General features: G+C 68.4%; 16 protein-coding genes and 1 pseudogene. 14 read left to right on the top strand and 3 right to left on the bottom strand.

Translation table 11 applies throughout. The annotated features are described in order from the left end of the window. Positions 1 to 300 precede the first annotated feature (300 nt). Positions 301 to 863, top strand: a pseudogene (locus tag WMF19_RS11120) (hypothetical protein); the annotation flags it as partial. A 41-nt stretch (positions 864 to 904) separates the two neighbouring features. On the opposite strand, the gene WMF19_RS11115 reads toward WMF19_RS11120, so the two are convergent. Further along, complete coding sequence (locus WMF19_RS11115; protein ID WP_437899056.1) at positions 905 to 1135, bottom strand: hypothetical protein; 231 nt, start codon at positions 1133 to 1135, stop codon at positions 905 to 907. Between the two features lie 13 nt (positions 1136 to 1148). Beyond that, complete coding sequence (locus tag WMF19_RS11110) at positions 1149 to 1706, bottom strand: hypothetical protein (protein ID WP_437899055.1); 558 nt, start codon at positions 1704 to 1706, stop codon at positions 1149 to 1151. Positions 1707 to 1808: 102 nt separating this feature from the next. On the opposite strand from WMF19_RS11110, the gene WMF19_RS11105 reads away from it, so the two are divergent. After that, the gene (locus WMF19_RS11105) at positions 1809 to 2015 is read left to right on the top strand and encodes a hypothetical protein (RefSeq protein ID WP_437899054.1); all 207 of its coding nucleotides are present in this window, start codon (positions 1809 to 1811) and stop codon (positions 2013 to 2015) included. A 477-nt stretch (positions 2016 to 2492) separates the two neighbouring features. Here the strand turns inward: WMF19_RS11105 and WMF19_RS11100 are convergent, their stop codons facing one another. After that, positions 2493 to 2945: a DUF6968 family protein gene (locus WMF19_RS11100; RefSeq protein WP_437899053.1), complete on the bottom strand. Its 453-nt coding sequence runs from the start codon at positions 2943 to 2945 to the stop codon at positions 2493 to 2495. Positions 2946 to 3491: 546 nt separating this feature from the next. Here WMF19_RS11100 and WMF19_RS11095 point away from each other — a divergent pair. From WMF19_RS11095 to WMF19_RS11040, 12 genes are all read left to right on the top strand, one after another. Then, entirely contained in the window at positions 3492 to 3833 is a 342-nt protein-coding gene (locus WMF19_RS11095) for a transcriptional regulator (protein ID WP_437899052.1), read from the top strand. Beyond that, entirely contained in the window at positions 3830 to 4378 is a 549-nt protein-coding gene (locus WMF19_RS11090) for an RNA polymerase sigma factor (RefSeq protein ID WP_437899051.1), read from the top strand. Before WMF19_RS11095 ends, WMF19_RS11090 begins: the two co-directional genes overlap by 4 nt. A 232-nt stretch (positions 4379 to 4610) precedes the next feature. After that, positions 4611 to 5174, top strand: coding sequence for a hypothetical protein (locus WMF19_RS11085; protein ID WP_437899050.1), 564 nt, complete (start codon positions 4611 to 4613; stop codon positions 5172 to 5174). 511 nt (positions 5175 to 5685) lie between these two features. Then, complete coding sequence (locus WMF19_RS11080; protein ID WP_437899049.1) at positions 5686 to 6783, top strand: transposase; 1098 nt, start codon at positions 5686 to 5688, stop codon at positions 6781 to 6783. Between the two features lie 1147 nt (positions 6784 to 7930). Continuing rightward, entirely contained in the window at positions 7931 to 10201 is a 2271-nt protein-coding gene (locus WMF19_RS11075; RefSeq protein ID WP_437899048.1) for a putative monovalent cation/H+ antiporter subunit A, read from the top strand. 3 nt (positions 10202 to 10204) lie between these two features. Beyond that, complete coding sequence (locus WMF19_RS11070; RefSeq protein ID WP_437899047.1) at positions 10205 to 10624, top strand: Na+/H+ antiporter subunit B; 420 nt, start codon at positions 10205 to 10207, stop codon at positions 10622 to 10624. After that, positions 10621 to 10968: a Na+/H+ antiporter subunit C gene (locus tag WMF19_RS11065; RefSeq protein WP_437328667.1), complete on the top strand. Its 348-nt coding sequence runs from the start codon at positions 10621 to 10623 to the stop codon at positions 10966 to 10968. The genes WMF19_RS11070 and WMF19_RS11065 overlap by 4 nt, the downstream gene beginning before the upstream one ends. After that, positions 10965 to 12476, top strand: coding sequence for a proton-conducting transporter transmembrane domain-containing protein (locus tag WMF19_RS11060; RefSeq protein WP_437899046.1), 1512 nt, complete (start codon positions 10965 to 10967; stop codon positions 12474 to 12476). Before WMF19_RS11065 ends, WMF19_RS11060 begins: the two co-directional genes overlap by 4 nt. Next, positions 12473 to 12946 carry a Na+/H+ antiporter subunit E gene (locus tag WMF19_RS11055; protein ID WP_272101617.1) on the top strand — a complete coding sequence of 158 codons (474 nt, stop codon included), beginning with the start codon at positions 12473 to 12475 and terminating at the stop codon, positions 12944 to 12946. The genes WMF19_RS11060 and WMF19_RS11055 overlap by 4 nt, the downstream gene beginning before the upstream one ends. Then, positions 12943 to 13209, top strand: coding sequence for a monovalent cation/H+ antiporter complex subunit F (locus WMF19_RS11050; RefSeq protein ID WP_437899045.1), 267 nt, complete (start codon positions 12943 to 12945; stop codon positions 13207 to 13209). Before WMF19_RS11055 ends, WMF19_RS11050 begins: the two co-directional genes overlap by 4 nt. Beyond that, the gene (gene mnhG, locus WMF19_RS11045; RefSeq protein ID WP_437899044.1) at positions 13206 to 13781 is read left to right on the top strand and encodes a monovalent cation/H(+) antiporter subunit G; all 576 of its coding nucleotides are present in this window, start codon (positions 13206 to 13208) and stop codon (positions 13779 to 13781) included. The genes WMF19_RS11050 and mnhG overlap by 4 nt, the downstream gene beginning before the upstream one ends. Positions 13782 to 13917: 136 nt before the next feature. Then, positions 13918 to 15183: a trypsin-like serine peptidase gene (locus WMF19_RS11040; RefSeq protein ID WP_437899043.1), complete on the top strand. Its 1266-nt coding sequence runs from the start codon at positions 13918 to 13920 to the stop codon at positions 15181 to 15183. Positions 15184 to 15326: the final 143 nt, after the last annotated feature.

The raw sequence follows: 15326 nt of genomic DNA, 5'->3' as shown, positions 1-15326 counted from the left end.
GAGCAACGTGGCGACGCGGGCCATTCTTCTGATCACAGGATCGGCGTCAAACGGAATCTAGACGAGAACACCACACGGACCAGGGGTCGCACCGTCCAGAGCGTACTCCAGTGCGCAGCTGCCTGCGCGGCTCGCGTGCTCGTCAACCTGCCGGCACCGGAAGCCCGTCCACGTCGCGTCAGAGCGCACGGACGGCCTTGCGGCCTTGCGCCCCGGGGTTGCACGACGTCGCCCGCGTGCCACGGCCACGACCCACCGCGACACCCTGGGCAGGCCGCCGCCGCGGTTGACGGTGCGATGGAGCCGGGCCAACGCGGCGGCGGGGAGGCGGGCGTTGCGGCGGCCTCGCCGTGTGCGGCGTGGCCTCCAAGGGAGGCGCTGGCGGCGGCTCGGGCGGCACAGGGGGCTGCAGCGGTCGAGGCGGCGCAGGGGGCTGCGGCGGTGGAGGCGGCCGAGGCGGCAGGAACGGCCAGCCCAGCATCGGGATCGCCGTGCTTCACGCCAAGCTGACGGTGCGCGACAGCCTGCTCAAGACGCTCGACGCCGGGTCGGGTGGGGACGGCGGGGAGCCGGAGGAAGGCGGCGACGGCGGCCGAGGCGCACCGGGCGGGGCCGTGGGGGACGGCACCTGGTCGTGTGGCGGCGGCGAGGGAGGCCGAGGAGGCGACGGCGGCTACGGCGGCCCGGGGCGCGGCGGCGACTCGATCGGCATCGCCTACCTCGACGAGAACCAGCTCACGCTGGAGGGCGTCACCTACGATCTCGGACCGCCGGGCAAGGGCGGCGTGAGCTGGGATTGGTCTGGCGAAGAGATCCGAGGGGAGGACGGCACCCGGGTCGAGACGCTGCGGCTCCCTGAATAGGAGCGGCGCAATCAGCATATCGCTCAGGGAGCCTCGTGTCGCTACTCATCCGGCCGTGCGCGCCGCTCGCGAACGGCTCGCTCGCGGGCGCGGCCCTCGGCGATGCAGAGCTGGCCGAAGACGACAATCACGACCGGGAGGAGAGCGAACATCACATCAATCGATTTGCTCATCTGAGGATGCGGACCACGGAAACAAAGCCAAGCGGGCAGGACGATTAGCACCATGCAAACGATGATACCGAACACTCGCAACGGCTTGTAGGCATCCATCGATGCGCACCCATCAAAACGGCACCATGCAAAGGACGCCAATGGCGATGGTACCCCAAATGCCCACATCCTCGCAATTCCTCCGGGCTCGTTCCGTTCTCCCTCGGGGACACAGAGCGTAACGCGTGAAGAGTGTGGTTCCAATGCCGGCGATGCCACATGCCAGCGTGCTGATGGGACCGATTCTCTGCTGAGCCTCCCCGATCGGCCCGTCGATCTCGTCGGCGACCAGCGCGGTACGGGCCTCCGCCGTCGTGCTGTCGTCCCCGAGCACCGAGGCGCAAGACACGTCGGCGTATTCTTCCGAGGCGAGCGGGTTGAGGATTCGCACCGAAGCGGCGGGCTTGGCCTCGCACGCGGCGGCTAGCTGCTCGTGGCCGGCGGCCAGGATCTGCGGGATCACGTTCTCTACAGTCGTCGCTCGGTCCAATTGAACCGTGAAGAGTTGAGGGGCGCTGCCCGCCTCGTCGGTGCTGTAGGGGGCTCCTATTTCGCCTGTTTCGTCTGCTCCTCCACAACCCGCTACGACCACGGCCAAAATGGCGCCTACGGTAGCGATGTTTCTGTTCATACGGCCACCCCCCGCGCTCCGTGATCCCCACGCTCAAACCACGCATGGCGAGATCCACGCCACGCGCCATGCGTCCGTTGCGCACACTGCCACAACGGACGAATGGACTCGAGGGGCGTACAGCACCCCGAGCGCCCTCCGCCCCTGTCCATCTTCATCGCCTACATCGACGAGGACCAGCTCACGCTCGAGGACGTCACCTACAAGCTGGGGCCGCCAGGCAAGGGCGGCGTGAGCTGGGATTGGTCTGGCGAAGAGATCATCGGGGAGGGCGGCATCACCATCGAGACGCTTCGGTTTCCTGAATAGCTGGATTTCGCGTGCGCAGCGAGCGAGCCCTCCGTGCGATCGAGCACGCGCGCCCGCCAGCGAAAGCCGGGCCGGCGAGCAGCGTCACGCGGGTCTGGTGGGTCGACGCACACGCAGGGGCAGGGAGCCCGCGTGGGACGGATGATCGCCTTAATAGGACTGCTCCCCTCTTGAGCTCGCCTGATGTGATGCCCGGGGGAGCCGCGGAACGGCCGCGAGATGGGCGTTTCCGGCAGGTCATGGGGGCTCCTCGGCGGGCACGTCTAGGGGGCCAGCAGGGGGCGGCAATGGCCAGGGAGCGGGGGCCGATAGGCCAGCTTGGGACACAACCTGTCATGCTCGCTCGTTTCGGTGCTCGCGAGCTGAGCCCGGAGGGACCCTTGGCGCGGCGAGCGCTGCGCGTGCAGTGGTGGCCCGGTGGGTCAGGCGGGCGGGCTCTTCGTGGGTGTCTCCTACCGACCTCGGCGCCGCTTCGATTCAAGTTCTCTTCTTGCGGATCGTCTTGTGGGCCTCCTTTGCCTTGCGCGCAGTGTCGAGATCGAGCGCAATCTGGCCGACCATATCCACGGCCATGTCGTAGATGCCCTCCATAAGACGCTGGAATCGAAGCAGCCCGTAAGCCGGGTCGATGCTGCGTGGCAGCCCGATGTCCCCTATCTCTCCGAGCCACTTGATCGGCAACTTGGACGCGTCCAGCTCATGCCGAGCTCGCTTCATTGCCAACTGAAGCGCTTGAATCGCATCGATCCCTGGAACGTAATGAAAGAACTCCTTGTCAGAAAGCCCTGAGATTAAGAGCGGGCAAGACCATTCGTCGGCCGGGGGCTTTGGAGGGATCGGCTTCCCGATGACGAGGACGATCTCGCGATCTGGCTCGCCGTCCACGGTATAACGACGAACAGCAATCGGATAGCTTATCTTCTTGGGCACGTTGGTTAGTCCGGAAACAGGCTGTGTCGCTCTCGTTGCCTTGGTCCTCAGTCGCCACGGCACACGAAAAACACGAGAACGAGAGCAGTGAACCGGCAATCAGCTTGGATATTGTGGTGCCCATGTGCCGAGATTTATGCGATTTGTAGACCAACGTAAGTGCGCACGGGGGATGCACCCTGTTTTCCGCGGTCCATACAGGACATATATCAGCCTAGTACTATAGTTGCACTTGCTCCGGGCCGCCCGTCTCATCCATGCGATTCCGCGCGAATTTAGCGCGAGCTGCAGAGCCCGCGTGCCCACCGTCCCTCCGAGCCCGACGTCGGACTTGGCGGCCCCATCGAAGCAGCGCCCGCTCGTCAACGACGTCCAGCCAGATGACCAGTCTACCAAGGTCCCGGGTAGTGGCCGGTTTTGACTGAAACTGGCTGGATCCGGCCAGTCTGACGATCTCGTGCGCTAGTTTCGGCGCAAGGAAGTGCTGCCCGCGTGCGTTGGCGCGCACCGGGCAGCGTGGCCGAACCCCGAACCACGAGGTCCGACATGCTGACCGTAGTCCGTTCGCCTTCGGGCGAGCAAGAAGGCGAAGGTGCGCCTGCGCGCCGCCGACGCCTCTGCGTCACCCGTTCCCTCTCCGACGTCGAGCGCATGCGGCTCCGCGCCGCCCTCCGCAACCTGCGCGCGCTGTACGGCACCTGGGCCTGCTTGGCCGAGGTGATGGGCATGCGCTCCCGCACGCTCCGCGCGATCGCGTCGGGCAAGTACGCCGGGTCGCCCGGTACCGCCATGCGCGCCGCACGTGCGGCTGGAACCACCGTGGAGCGCTTGCTCGGTCGGCCCATCGCGGCCGACCGCTGCCCGACGTGCGGTCGGGGTGCCCCATGAGCCCGTGGGGCCCGCACGCTGGCCCCGCTCGCGTCCTGACCATCACCGAGATCGCCGCGCAGGAGCCGCTCATCCGCAGCGCCTTGCGCGGTCTCGGTGTGCGAGCCGTCGACCTCGACGACGTGGTTCAGGACGTGGTGCTCGGGGCGTGGATGAGCTCCCAAGCCGGGCGCTACAGGCCCGACCGAACGCGCGAGCCTCTGGACGCGCTGAAGCGCTGGCTGTTCGGGGTGTGCCGGTTCCACTGCACGCACTACCACGAGCGCGCGTTCCGACGTCGTGAGGTGCCCGTCTTCGATCCGTGGGCCGCCACGGGCGAGGAGCGCGTCGACCCCGGACACGTCGGCGAGCGCATCGACGCCGGTTCGGCGCTCATGGCGATCGCGGGGATGCCGCTCTGGGCTCGCGAGGTACTGGTCCTCGCCGCTCTCGGGCACGGCGGCACCGAGATCGCCAGCATCCTCCGCATCCCGCTCGGCACGGCGGGCAGCCGCCTGCGGCTCGCGCGGGCTCGCCTCGCTCGGAAGCTCAGACGGCGCCGATAATCGGCCGCGGGCGGCTCTCCCCCATTTCACACGTGTAAAACCGCGTGATTTTCGCAGCGAGACCGGCTTGACTGCAGGCCGAGCCACGTTCCATAAACGAAAGGCCAGGGTTGCAGCCCCGGCCTTTCTAGACCGATCCATCGGGCGGACCGGGAACGGCTCTCACCGTACGCGGGGTATACTGCCCCGTCCCGCGCCGCTCGTCAAGATGCTGACGACGCGGAGTTTCCCATTGAAAAAGGAAGACGATAAGAAGTCGCTTGAAAGCGTCCTTGGGCGAATCGCCAAAGCAGCCGCAGACACGCAGGAGGCGGAGTCCAAGAAGCGCGCGGACGCGAAGAGCCGGAACGACGACGTGGTCGCGAAGAAGGCGGCACTGAAAGAACTGGTGACCAAGCACGTGCGCCCTGTAGTCGACAGCATTGTCCTTTCCCTAAAGGAAAGCAATCTATCCCCTAATCTGACCACCACGCGCGAGGAACCCATTCAGGCCGCGGGGAAGGACAGTATCGCGTACGGGGTCGAGCCGTCAATCATGGTTACATTCAAACACCCTCTTGTGCCCGGACACACCAGCACCATTGCAGTCGGCGAGCATGTTGGGCGCTGGGCCGGATTCTTGAACATCTGCGCGCACAACGGTCAAACGCGAATCAACACCGAGAAGAAGTTCCGATGCGTAAAACGCCTAAATGGCGACGACATAGCCTCTCTCCTTGAGGCTTCCGCAGAGAACGCCAGGGAGTCCATCAAAGACTACTTGGCGCAAGCGCTTGATCATGCGTCTTCGCAGTAGCTACCACCCTCCATAATAGTCGTCCGCGCGCTCTCGCGCTTCGATGAGCAGAGTCATTGCTTGCTTGAATCTACCGAGCAATGCAAACAGCGGCAACTGGCAGTTAGTGCTGCATAGTGCCGTAGAAGCCGTCAGAATATCCATTCTGAAGTATTGGAAAATTGGGTCATCTGTCGCGCGCGTGTCATCGGAGAGCGACCGCTCCAGAGTCATCCCGCTGAGGGCGCCGCACTCGGCGATCCACCTTCGTCCGAAGGCAACTTCATCGTCCACGGTCGCCCCCGCAACGGCGCCCGTCGGCTGTGACATACCCCGTCCCGCCGGCATCTCTCCCGCGCGGTTCCGAGCGGTTTCCCCGCTGAAAAGTCGTATAATCAGAGGACCTTAGACGAAAACGCCCCGCCTCCGGCTGGAACCCGAAGGCAGGGCGGCAGAAGCCGAGCGGTGCGACCCGTCCGACGTCCTGGCAGACCGGATCGTGGGCCCTCCGCCGGGGAAAGGCAAGGGTCCCGTGGCGAACGTGCTCCCGGCGGAGAAGCGCCTGCGTGTGCTCGCGGCGCTCCTGGACGGCAACAGCGAGCGCGCCGTCGAGCGCATGACCGAGGTCAACAGGGAGACCGTGGGGCGGCTCTCGCTGGCCTTCGGGCGCGGCGCTGAGCGCCTGCATGACCGGCTGGTGCGCGACCTGCGCACGCCGCTGATCCAGGTCGACGAGATCTTCGGGTACGTGCAGAAGAAGCCCGCGCGCGTGACCGAGAAGGACGCAGACGGCGTCGGCGAGGCGTACACCTTCGTTGCGATGGACACGCTGTCTCGGCTGGTCATCGCGTGGCGCGTCGGTCGCAGAGACCAGGAGACGACAGACGCCTTCATGGCTGATGTCCGCTCCAGACTGCTGGTGATGCCGCAGATCACGAGCGACGGATTCGCCCCGTACATCAGCGCTGTAGGCAAGGAATTCGGGACGAGCGTTGACTTCATGCAGACTGTTAAGAACTACCGCTCTGGCTCCTACCGCGGTCCGGACCATCGGTATGAGCCGCCCCGGGACCCCTTCATCACGAAGCACACCGTCTATGGTGCTCCGGATGCGAAGAAGGCGTCGACCGCGTACGTCGAGCGGCAGAACGCCACCCACCGGCACCAGAACGGCCGCATGAGGAGGCTCTGCTACGCGTTCTCCAGGAAGCTGGAGAACCACCGCGCCGCGGCGTCGCTGCACTACGTCGCGTACAACCTGTGCTGGGTGGTCAAGACGCTGCGCGTGACTCCGGCGATGCAGGCCGGGCTGACCGACCACGTGTGGTCCGTGGACGAGCTCCTGGAGGCGCTCATGACCGAGCCGGCAGGCGAGGCCCCGCTGGCGCAGGCGCTCACTCATCGCGAGCCCTCCGCGCCAGCGCGCAAGCTGCCGTCGGGCCGGGGCTGGTTGCGCCTCGTGACGGAGCCGACGCCCGGGTTGAAGCGTCCGCACCGCGCTCCGGAGCCACCTCCGGCATCGCCCCCGGTGCAGGCTGCTCCCCCTCCGCCGCCCGATCCGCCCCGCGGTCCGGTCCAGCTGGACTTGTTCTCCTTCCTGAAGGACCCGTCGGACACGCCGGAGGGGTAGGACCCAAATCCAGCCAGTCCAGCCCCGTGGCCGGATCCGGCCACCACCAGGTCCCGGTCGTTCAAAGGAGGGCACAGTCCCGGGGGGTCTCGAGCACAGTCCCGGGGGGTCTCGAGCACAGTCCGGAGGGGTCTCGAGCACAGTCCCGGGGGGTCTCGAGCACAGTCCGGAGGGGTCTCGAGCACAGTCCCCGGGGGTCTCGAGTACAGTCCGGAGGGGTCTCGAGCACAGTCCCGGAGGGTCTCGAGTACAGTCTGGAGCGGGCTCCGCCACGATCCGAGCGCCCGTGACGGCAGGTCGCACCGCTCCTCAACCCCACCAGACCCCCAGGGACTCCACACGGGACCGCCCACATCGCGGTCGAGCCCGCCGCGAGCGTCCGAAGCCTGACCCGCCGCCAACTCCAGCGCCCGCAGCCGCGCGCTGCCAGGCCACCCGCCCCTGGCGCCGCAGTCGGGCGACGGCAGCGATCGTGCGCCCCAGGCGTCGTGATGAGCATCGCCGCACCATGCAGGCGCCCGATACCGATGCCCCCGCGCCCCCGGCTCCGCTCCAGGACAGCGCTCTCCCGACCGCGGAAGCCCCCCGCGCGCGCCGCCCGCGCCGCCTCCCCGCCCCCGCCGGCCCGCCGCTGGGCCGTCGGCGTGCTCAGCGCCCTGCACGCCCCCGTCTTCGCCTGGGCCGCGCTTTCCCTCCCCTTCCGGCCGTGGACGCTCTCCGCCGTGGTCACCGCCGCGCTCACGCACCTCCACGCCGCCACGCCGTCCTCTCGCTCCTCCCCTACCCGCTCGCGCCGCGCGCCTTCCGCGCGGCGTCCTTACCGCGACGATCGGGCCGTCCGGATTCGGCAGGTGCGCTTCGTCGAGCGCGGCGGCCTGGGTAGCCATCGAGCGCGCCGCCGCAGCGAGGCGGGCTGTTCGGCACGGCACGCTCGCCCGGTCGCACCCGCCGCCGCCGTCGGAGACCTCTGGCACGGCGGGCAGGCCCGCCGCGGCCGGCGAGCCTCGCCAGGGCGCGCGCCGGCCCGCGCTGCGCTCGACGGCGGCGGAGCGGCAGAGGGGCGCGCTGCAGCGCGTCGAGCCCGCCCGGTAGGCCGCAGGCTCGAACGCCTCGGACCCTCGCCGGCATCGAAGGGGAACCTGCCGCGATGCTGTGGGCTGTCCTGAGCGTGTTCGTCGGAGCGCTGCTGGCGCCGGCCCTCTACCGCGGGCTCGGGCGCCCGGCCGGCTGGCTCTTCGCGGCGCTCCCGCTCCAGGTGCTCGTGTTCGCGACGGGGTTCGTCGCCCAGGCCCGTCACGCGTCGCTCCCGTGGATCCCGTCGCTCGGCGTGGAGCTCGCGGTGAGGCTGGATGGGCTCTCGCTCGTGTTCCTCGGGCTCATCTGCGGCATCGGGGCGCTGATCTTCGTGTACGCGAGCGGATACCTGCATTCGCACCCGCGGCTCGGGCGGTTTTACGCCTATCTGCTCCTGTTCACGGGGTCCATGGCGGGCCTCGTGCTCGCCGACGACGTCATTCTCCTCTTCGTGTGCTGGGAGCTCACGAGCGTGAGCTCGTATCTCCTCATCGGGTGGGACCACGAGCGGCCGGAGGCGCGCAAAGCCGCCTTGACGGCGCTCCTCGTGACGGGCGGCGGCGGGCTCGCCATGCTCGCGGGCCTCGTCCTCCTCGTCGTGGTCACGGGAGAGACGCAGATCTCGCGGTTCTCGGGGGATGTCGTCCGCGAAAGCCCCCTCTACCTGCCGATCCTGCTCCTCGTGCTCGCGGGAGCGTTCACGAAATCAGCGCAGGTGCCCTTTCATTTCTGGCTCCCTCGGGCGATGGAGGCGCCCACGCCGGTCAGCGCCTACCTGCATTCTGCCACGATGGTGAAGGCCGGCGTCTATCTGCTCGCGCGCCTGCATCCCACGCTGGGCGCGACGCGCGAATGGTACCTCGTCGTGACGGGCTTCGGCGCCGCCACGATGGTGGTGGGCGCGGCGCTCTCGGTCACGCAGGAGGATCTCAAGCGGATCCTCGCCTATTCGACGGTGAGCGTGCTCGGCCTCCTCACGATGCTCCTCGGCATCGGGACCCGGGCGGCCGTCTCCGCGGCGGTTGTCTATCTGGTCGCGCATTCGCTGTACAAGGGCGCGCTCTTCATGACCGCGGGGACCCTGGACCACGAGACCGGGACCCGCGACGTCACCCGTTTGCGGGGCCTCGCGCGGCGGATGCCGATCACCGCGACGGCGGCCGTGCTGGCGGCGATCTCGAGCGCGGGGGCGCCGCCCCTCCTCGGTTTCCTGTCGAAAGAGCTCTTCTACGAGGCCGTCCTCGCGCCGCCCTCGCTGACGGCGGCCCTCACCGGGGCCGCGGTCGTATCGAGCGCCCTCCTGGTCGTGGTGAGCCTGGTCGTCGCTTATCGTCCCTTCTTCGGCGGCTCCCCGGCGGCGCCCACGCTCCCCCACGAAGCGCCGCCGTCCTTGTGGCTCGGGCCTGCCACGCTCGCGGCGGCGAGCCTCGTCTTCGGGGTGGCGCCGCGGCTCCTCGGCGACCTCCCGAGCGCGGCGGCGACCGCGATCCTCGGCCGGCCTGCGCCGCTCGAATTGCACCTGTGGCACGGCCTGACCCCCGTGCTCGGGCTCAGCGCCGCGACCCTCGTCGCCGGCCTCGGGCTCTTCCGCGTCCTCTCCGGCCGCGAAGGGCGCCTCTTCGACGCCGCCGCGCGCCTTGGAGCCTGGGGCCCTGCGCGCGTGTACGACGCTGCCTTCGAGGGGCTCCTCCGGTTCGCGGAGTGGCTGACCGGGCGGCTCCAGACGGGGCATCTGCGCCGTTATCTGCTCGTCACGGTCCTGACGACGGTCGTGCTCGTCGGGACGCCCCTGCTCCGGAGCCTCCCTTTCACGATCCCGTCGCTCACGGTGGCGCTCCCGGAGCTCGTGCTCGCGGGCGTGATCCTCGCGTCCGCGGCCATGGCGACGCGCACGCAATCGCGCCTCGCCGTCGTCGCCGCGCTCGGCGCGATCGGCCTCTGCGTCATGCTCGTCTACGTGATCTTCAGCGCGCTCGATCTCGCGCTCACGCAGATCATGGTCGAGGTGCTGACGGTCGTCATCTTCGTCCTCGTCCTGCACCACCTGCCGCGCTTCGTGCCCCGATCTTCCGCGCGCGTGTGGATCCCGGACGCGATCGTCTCCGCGATCTTCGGGGTCACGGTGACCCTGTTGATCCTCATGTCGTCGACGCTCTCCCCCGAGCCGATCCTGCGCGAGTTCTTCGTGGCGAAGGGATACCCGGAGGCCCACGGGCGGGACATCGTCAACGTGATCCTCGTCGATTTCCGGGCGATGGACACGCTGAGCGAGTCCACGGTCCTCTGCGTGGCCGGGATCGGGGTCTATGCGCTGCTCGCGACCCGCACGCGGAAGGGGGCCTGAGCCATGCCCTCCGTCATCCTGCGCGCCGCCACGCCGGTCTTGATGGTGCTCCTGATCATCGTCTCGATCTACGCGCTCCTCCGCGGCCACGACGAGCCAGGGGGCGGGTTCCTCGGCGGGCTCCTCATTGCATCGGCGTTCTCGCTCCACATCCTCGCGTACGACGTCCCCTCGACGCGGCAGCTGCTCCGCGTCGCGCCCCAGACGCTCATGGGGCTCGGTCTCTCGACGATCGTGCTCTCGGGCGTCGTCGGGCTCGTCGCCGGCGGCTCCTTCCTGCAAGGCGTGTGGGCGACCGTCCCCGTGCCGGGGCTCGGCGACGTCGCGGTGGGGACGCCGGTCCTGTTCGACGTCGGCGTGTATGCCGCCGTGATGGGCATGGTGCTCATGATCCTCCTCATGGCCGCGGAGATGAGCTCATGACGGTCCTCCTCGCGATCGTCGTCGGCGGGCTCTATGCGTCGGGGCTGTTTCTCATGCTCCGGCGCAGCATCGTGAAGCTCGCCTTCGGCCTCGTGCTGCTCGGTCACGGCACGAACCTCCTCATCCTCACGGCAGCCGGCGTCGTCCGCGGCCGTCCCCCGCTGATTCCCAAGGGGGAAGGGGCCTTCCACGCGCCGCCGGCCGATCCCGTGGCCCAGGCGCTGATCCTGACGGCAATCGTCATCAGCTTCGCTGTCGTCGCGTTCACCGTCGTCCTCCTTCACCGCGTTCATCGGACCATGGGCAGCGACGATATCGACTCTCTCGAATCGACCCGCCCATGAAGGTGCTCCTCGTCCTGCCCGTCCTCGTCCCCCTGACCACGGCGGCCCTCTCGCTCCTCTCCTTCCGGCGCGCGGGGAGGCAGCGCGCGCTCGGGCTCGTCGGGAGCGTCCTTCAGCTCGCCGTCGGTGTCGCCTTGCTCCGCGCCGTGCACCGGGGAGGCATTCAATCGACCCAGCTCGGAGGCTGGCCCGCGCCGTACGGCATCACCTTCGTGGTCGACCTCTTCTCGGCGCTGATGGTCCTGCTCTCGGGCATCATCGCGGTCGTCACGTCGATCTACTCCCTGTCGGACATCGACGGCGAACGGCGGGAGCACGGGTTCTACCCGCTCATGCACGCGCTCCTCATGGGGACGAACGGGGTCTTCGTCACAGGCGACCTCTTCAATCTTTACGTCTGGTTCGAGGTGACGCTGATCGCGTCGTTCGTCCTCCTGGTGCTCGGCAACGAGCGGCCGCAGATGCAGGGCGCGATCAAGTACGTCGCGATGAACCTGATCTCGAGCGCCCTGTTCCTCACCGGCCTCGGCATCCTCTACGGATCCGTGCACGCCCTCAACATGGCCGATCTCTCCCTCAAGCTGCCGAGCCTCGCGCCGCCGATCCGGTTCACCCTCGCGATGATCTTCCTCGTCGCGTTCGGCATCAAGGCCGCTGTCTTCCCCCTCTTCTTCTGGCTGCCGGACTCGTATCACACGCCCCCCGTGACGGTCACCGCGCTGTTCGCGGGGCTCTTGACGAAGGTGGGTGTCTACGCCCTCGTGCGCAGCTTCACCCTCCTTTTCGTGAGCGACGGGGAGACCACGCACGCGCTCCTCCTCGGGATCGCGGCCTTCACCATGGCCGTCGGCGTGCTCGGCGCGGTGTCCCACCGGGAGGTCCGGCGGATCCTCGCGTTCCACAGCGTGAGCCAGGTCGGCTACATGGTCATGGGCCTCGGCCTGTTCACGCTGTCGTCCCTCTCGGGGGCGATCTTCTTCGTCCTGCACCACGCCATCATCAAGTCGAACCTCTTCCTCATCAGCGGGATCATGCAATCCGGGGGGAAAGACGCCCGCCTCGACCTTCAGGGCGGGCTCCTCGCGCGGAGCCCCGGGCTCTCCGCCTGCTTCCTCGTCACGGCCCTCTCCCTCGCCGGCATGCCGCCGTTGTCGGGGTTCTGGGCCAAGCTCATCTTGGTGCGATCGGGGCTCGAGGTCGGCTCGCGAGGGGCCGCGGCCGTCGTCGCCACGAGCCTCGCCGTCGGCCTCGTCACCCTCATTTCGATGACGAAGATATGGAACGAGGCCTTCTGGAAGCCCGCGCCCGCCGGGGCCGATCTCGCCCCGCGCGACAGCGGGGCGCGGCGTAGCGCGCTCCTGTACCTGCCGGTCGTCCTCTTGACCGCGCTGGGCGTCACGCTCGGGATGGCGCCCGAGCCGCTCCTCGCCGTCGTCCGGCGGGCCGCCGCGCAGCTCGCCGATCCGACCGACTACGTGCGCGCCGTGCTGGGGGAGGGTCGCCCATGAGAGCCCTCGTTCTCAATCTGTTCCTGGCGATCGTCTGGGTGGGCCTGACCGGCCGCGCCACCGCGGGGGGCCTCGTCTTCGGCTTCCTCCTCGGGTACCTCTTGCTCCTCTGGCTCCGGCGCCTGATCGGCCCCACGACCTATTTCGAGAAGCTGCCAGGGGTGCTGTCGTTCATGCTCTTTTATGCGAGAGAGATGGTGCGGGCGAACCTCAGGGTCGCCCGCGACGTCATTTCGATCAGGCGAAAGAGCCGCCCCGGCATCGTCGCGGTCCCCCTGGATCTGACGACCGATCTCGAGATCACCGTGCTGACGATCCTCCTCGCCCTGACGCCCGGCACCTTTGGCCTCGACGTCTCGGGCGACCGCACGGTCCTCTTCGTCCATGCGATGTTCGTGGACAGCGCCGACGCGCTGCGCGCGACCATCAAGAGCGACCTCGAGCGCCGCGTGAAGGAGCTCTTCCGGTGACCCCGCTCTTGCTCGTCGCGATCGCCGTCGTCACGGTGGCGTTCGTCGTCGCGTTCATCCGCCTCCTGATCGGGCCGAGCCTCCCCGACCGCGTTGTCGCCATGGACCTCATGGCGACGGTGGGCAGCGGGGGCATCGCCCTCTACGCGATGGTGACCGACCACGGCGTCCTCCTCGATGCGGTGATGGTGCTGTCGCTCATCTTCTTCCTCGGCACCATCGCGTTCGCGTACTACCTCGAGCGACAGGGGGAGACGTCGTGATCCTCGAGTTCGTCGAGGGCGCGCTCCTCGTCATCGGATGCGTCTTCATGCTGCTCGCGGCCGTGGGCATCCTGCGCATGCCGGACCTGTTCACGCGCCTCCAGGTGACATCGAAGGCCTCGGTGTTGGGGATGACGTGCATCATCTCGGCCTCCGCCCTTCATTTCTACGATCCGGCCGTCACCACCCGGGCCATCGTCATCATCGCGTTCGTTGCGCTGACGATGCCCGTGGCGACGCACTTGCTCGCTCGCGCCGGTTACACGACCAACACGCCCCTCTCGCCGGAGACCGTGGTGAACGAGCTCGCGGCGCATTACGATCCGACGACCCACACCCTCGCCGGCACAGAGCCGAGGACCCGCACGTTCGAGCTCGTGCCCGGGGCCGCCGTCGTCGGCAAGCGCATCGCCGAGCTCGGCCTGCCTGCCGGCGTGCTCATTCGCGCCGTTCACCGGGAGGGCGGGACGGTCGTGCCCCGGGGCCAGACGATCCTCGAGGTCGGGGATAGGCTCGAAGTGCTCGTGGAGCCGGCAGAGCTCGGCCGCGTGCGCGAGATCTTCGAGGCCTAGCGCCACAGCCGCGCCCCGACGCCCCCGGCGGTCGGCGAGCAGGCGTGTTTGCCAGTCTCGCCAACCTCTCTTATCCTATGCGGTTCGTCCGCTTGCGCCGCTTCCATGCGGCGAGCCGGGACGAAGGGGGGTTGTAATGAACAGAAAGATGCTGGTCGCTGGGTCGCTCCTCGCGCTCACGGGGTGTGCCGGGAACGTGGACGCTCCCGGCGCAGGCGGAGCCGACGACCCGGACGAGCTCGAGACAGCGCCCGGTCCGCTCCGGGCGGGTGACGTCATCGCGTACGCGGCCGAGACGTCCCACCCGTACGCGGGTGGCTGGAAACAGGCGATCACCTCGCCGGGCGCCACGTTCGTGCGCGTGCACTTCAACGATTTCTCGCTCGCGAAGGGTGATTACGTCACCGTCTCGAGCCCCGACGGCACGCAGTCGTTTCGGTACGAAGACCGCGGCCCGAACGGGGACGGCGACGTCTGGGCGTTCGCCGTCGACGGCGAGACGGCGATCGTCGAGCTGCACAGCACCAGCGGCGGTGGCCACGGGTTCTCGATCGCGGACATCGGCCACGGGACGATCGCGCTCGCTCCGGCTTCTTTGACATCGGGCGACGCGACGCCGGGCAGCGCATCCCTCGCGAGGAGGCCCGGCGGAGGCACGCCGGACATCGTGTGCGCCACGGAGGGTCGCGAGAACATCGCGTGTCACCCGGAGCTCGACCTCCAGCAGAGGCCAGTGGCGCGGCTGCTCTTCGCCCGCGGCACCGGCATGTACCTGTGCACGGGGTGGCTGGTCGCAACCGGGGACGACCGCAACACCACGCTCATCACCAACAATCATTGCATCAGCACCCAGGACGAGGCAACCACGCTCGAGACCCGCTTTGGTTACCAGAACACGGCCTGCGGAGGCCCGACGGTGGCGGCAGGCGAGAGCGTCATGGGCGGCTCCCTCCTCAAGACGAACAGCCGGACCCGCACCCGTTCCAGAGGCGGCCTCGACTACACGCTGATAAGGCTGCCGGGCAACCCTCAGACGACCTGGGGCGTGCTCATACCGACAACGAAGGCACCCAGCGTCGGCAACCCCATCAACTTCATTCAGCACCCGGGTGGGCGCCCGAAAGAGATCGGCTTCTGGAGGGATGACGCACATACCCTCCGCTGCCAGATCGACGCGATCGATCAGACCTACTCCGGTACGGTTTCTGGATCGCAGATCGGCTACTCGTGCGACAGCGAAGGGGGATCGAGCGGGTCGCCGATCATCGACGCCGGCACGGGCAGGGCGTTCGGCCTCCACCACCTCGCCGACGTCGCTTGGCTCTCCTGCAGGAACGGGGGAACAGAGATGTCCGCGATCTGCGCGGATGCCGGCGGCCTCATCCGCTGTGCCACCGATTGAGTCGGACGACGTCGTGTCGCGCCCCTGTCGCTCCAGGCCAAGGGCGCCGGCGTCGAGCGCCTTGAGGTCGCCCGCCCCTCGCGCCGCCCTCGAGCGACGGCGGCGATCGTGCGCGCCAGGCGCCGTGTTAAGCGTCGCCGCAC

This window comes from Sorangium sp. So ce124 (genome assembly GCF_051525235.1).
In the GTDB taxonomy this organism is placed as follows: Bacteria; Myxococcota_A; Polyangia; order Polyangiales; family Polyangiaceae; genus Sorangium; species Sorangium atrum.
The sequence above is the reverse complement of the archived record's forward strand: the minus strand, read 5'-3'. Positions and strand labels throughout refer to the sequence as shown.

Coding starts and splice junctions, on each gene's coding strand:
- WMF19_RS11075 (WP_437899048.1), top strand. CDS start 7,931: ATGCTGTGGGCTGTCCTGAGCGTGTTCGTCGGAGCGCTGCTGGCGCCG.
- WMF19_RS11065 (WP_437328667.1), top strand. CDS start 10,621: ATGACGGTCCTCCTCGCGATCGTCGTCGGCGGGCTCTATGCGTCGGGG.
- WMF19_RS11110 (WP_437899055.1), bottom strand. CDS start 1,706: ATGAACAGAAACATCGCTACCGTAGGCGCCATTTTGGCCGTGGTCGTA.
- WMF19_RS11090 (WP_437899051.1), top strand. CDS start 3,830: ATGAGCCCGTGGGGCCCGCACGCTGGCCCCGCTCGCGTCCTGACCATC.
- WMF19_RS11040 (WP_437899043.1), top strand. CDS start 13,918: ATGAACAGAAAGATGCTGGTCGCTGGGTCGCTCCTCGCGCTCACGGGG.
- WMF19_RS11060 (WP_437899046.1), top strand. CDS start 10,965: ATGAAGGTGCTCCTCGTCCTGCCCGTCCTCGTCCCCCTGACCACGGCG.
- WMF19_RS11105 (WP_437899054.1), top strand. CDS start 1,809: ATGGACTCGAGGGGCGTACAGCACCCCGAGCGCCCTCCGCCCCTGTCC.
- WMF19_RS11055 (WP_272101617.1), top strand. CDS start 12,473: ATGAGAGCCCTCGTTCTCAATCTGTTCCTGGCGATCGTCTGGGTGGGC.
- WMF19_RS11095 (WP_437899052.1), top strand. CDS start 3,492: ATGCTGACCGTAGTCCGTTCGCCTTCGGGCGAGCAAGAAGGCGAAGGT.
- WMF19_RS11070 (WP_437899047.1), top strand. CDS start 10,205: ATGCCCTCCGTCATCCTGCGCGCCGCCACGCCGGTCTTGATGGTGCTC.
- WMF19_RS11115 (WP_437899056.1), bottom strand. CDS start 1,135: ATGGATGCCTACAAGCCGTTGCGAGTGTTCGGTATCATCGTTTGCATG.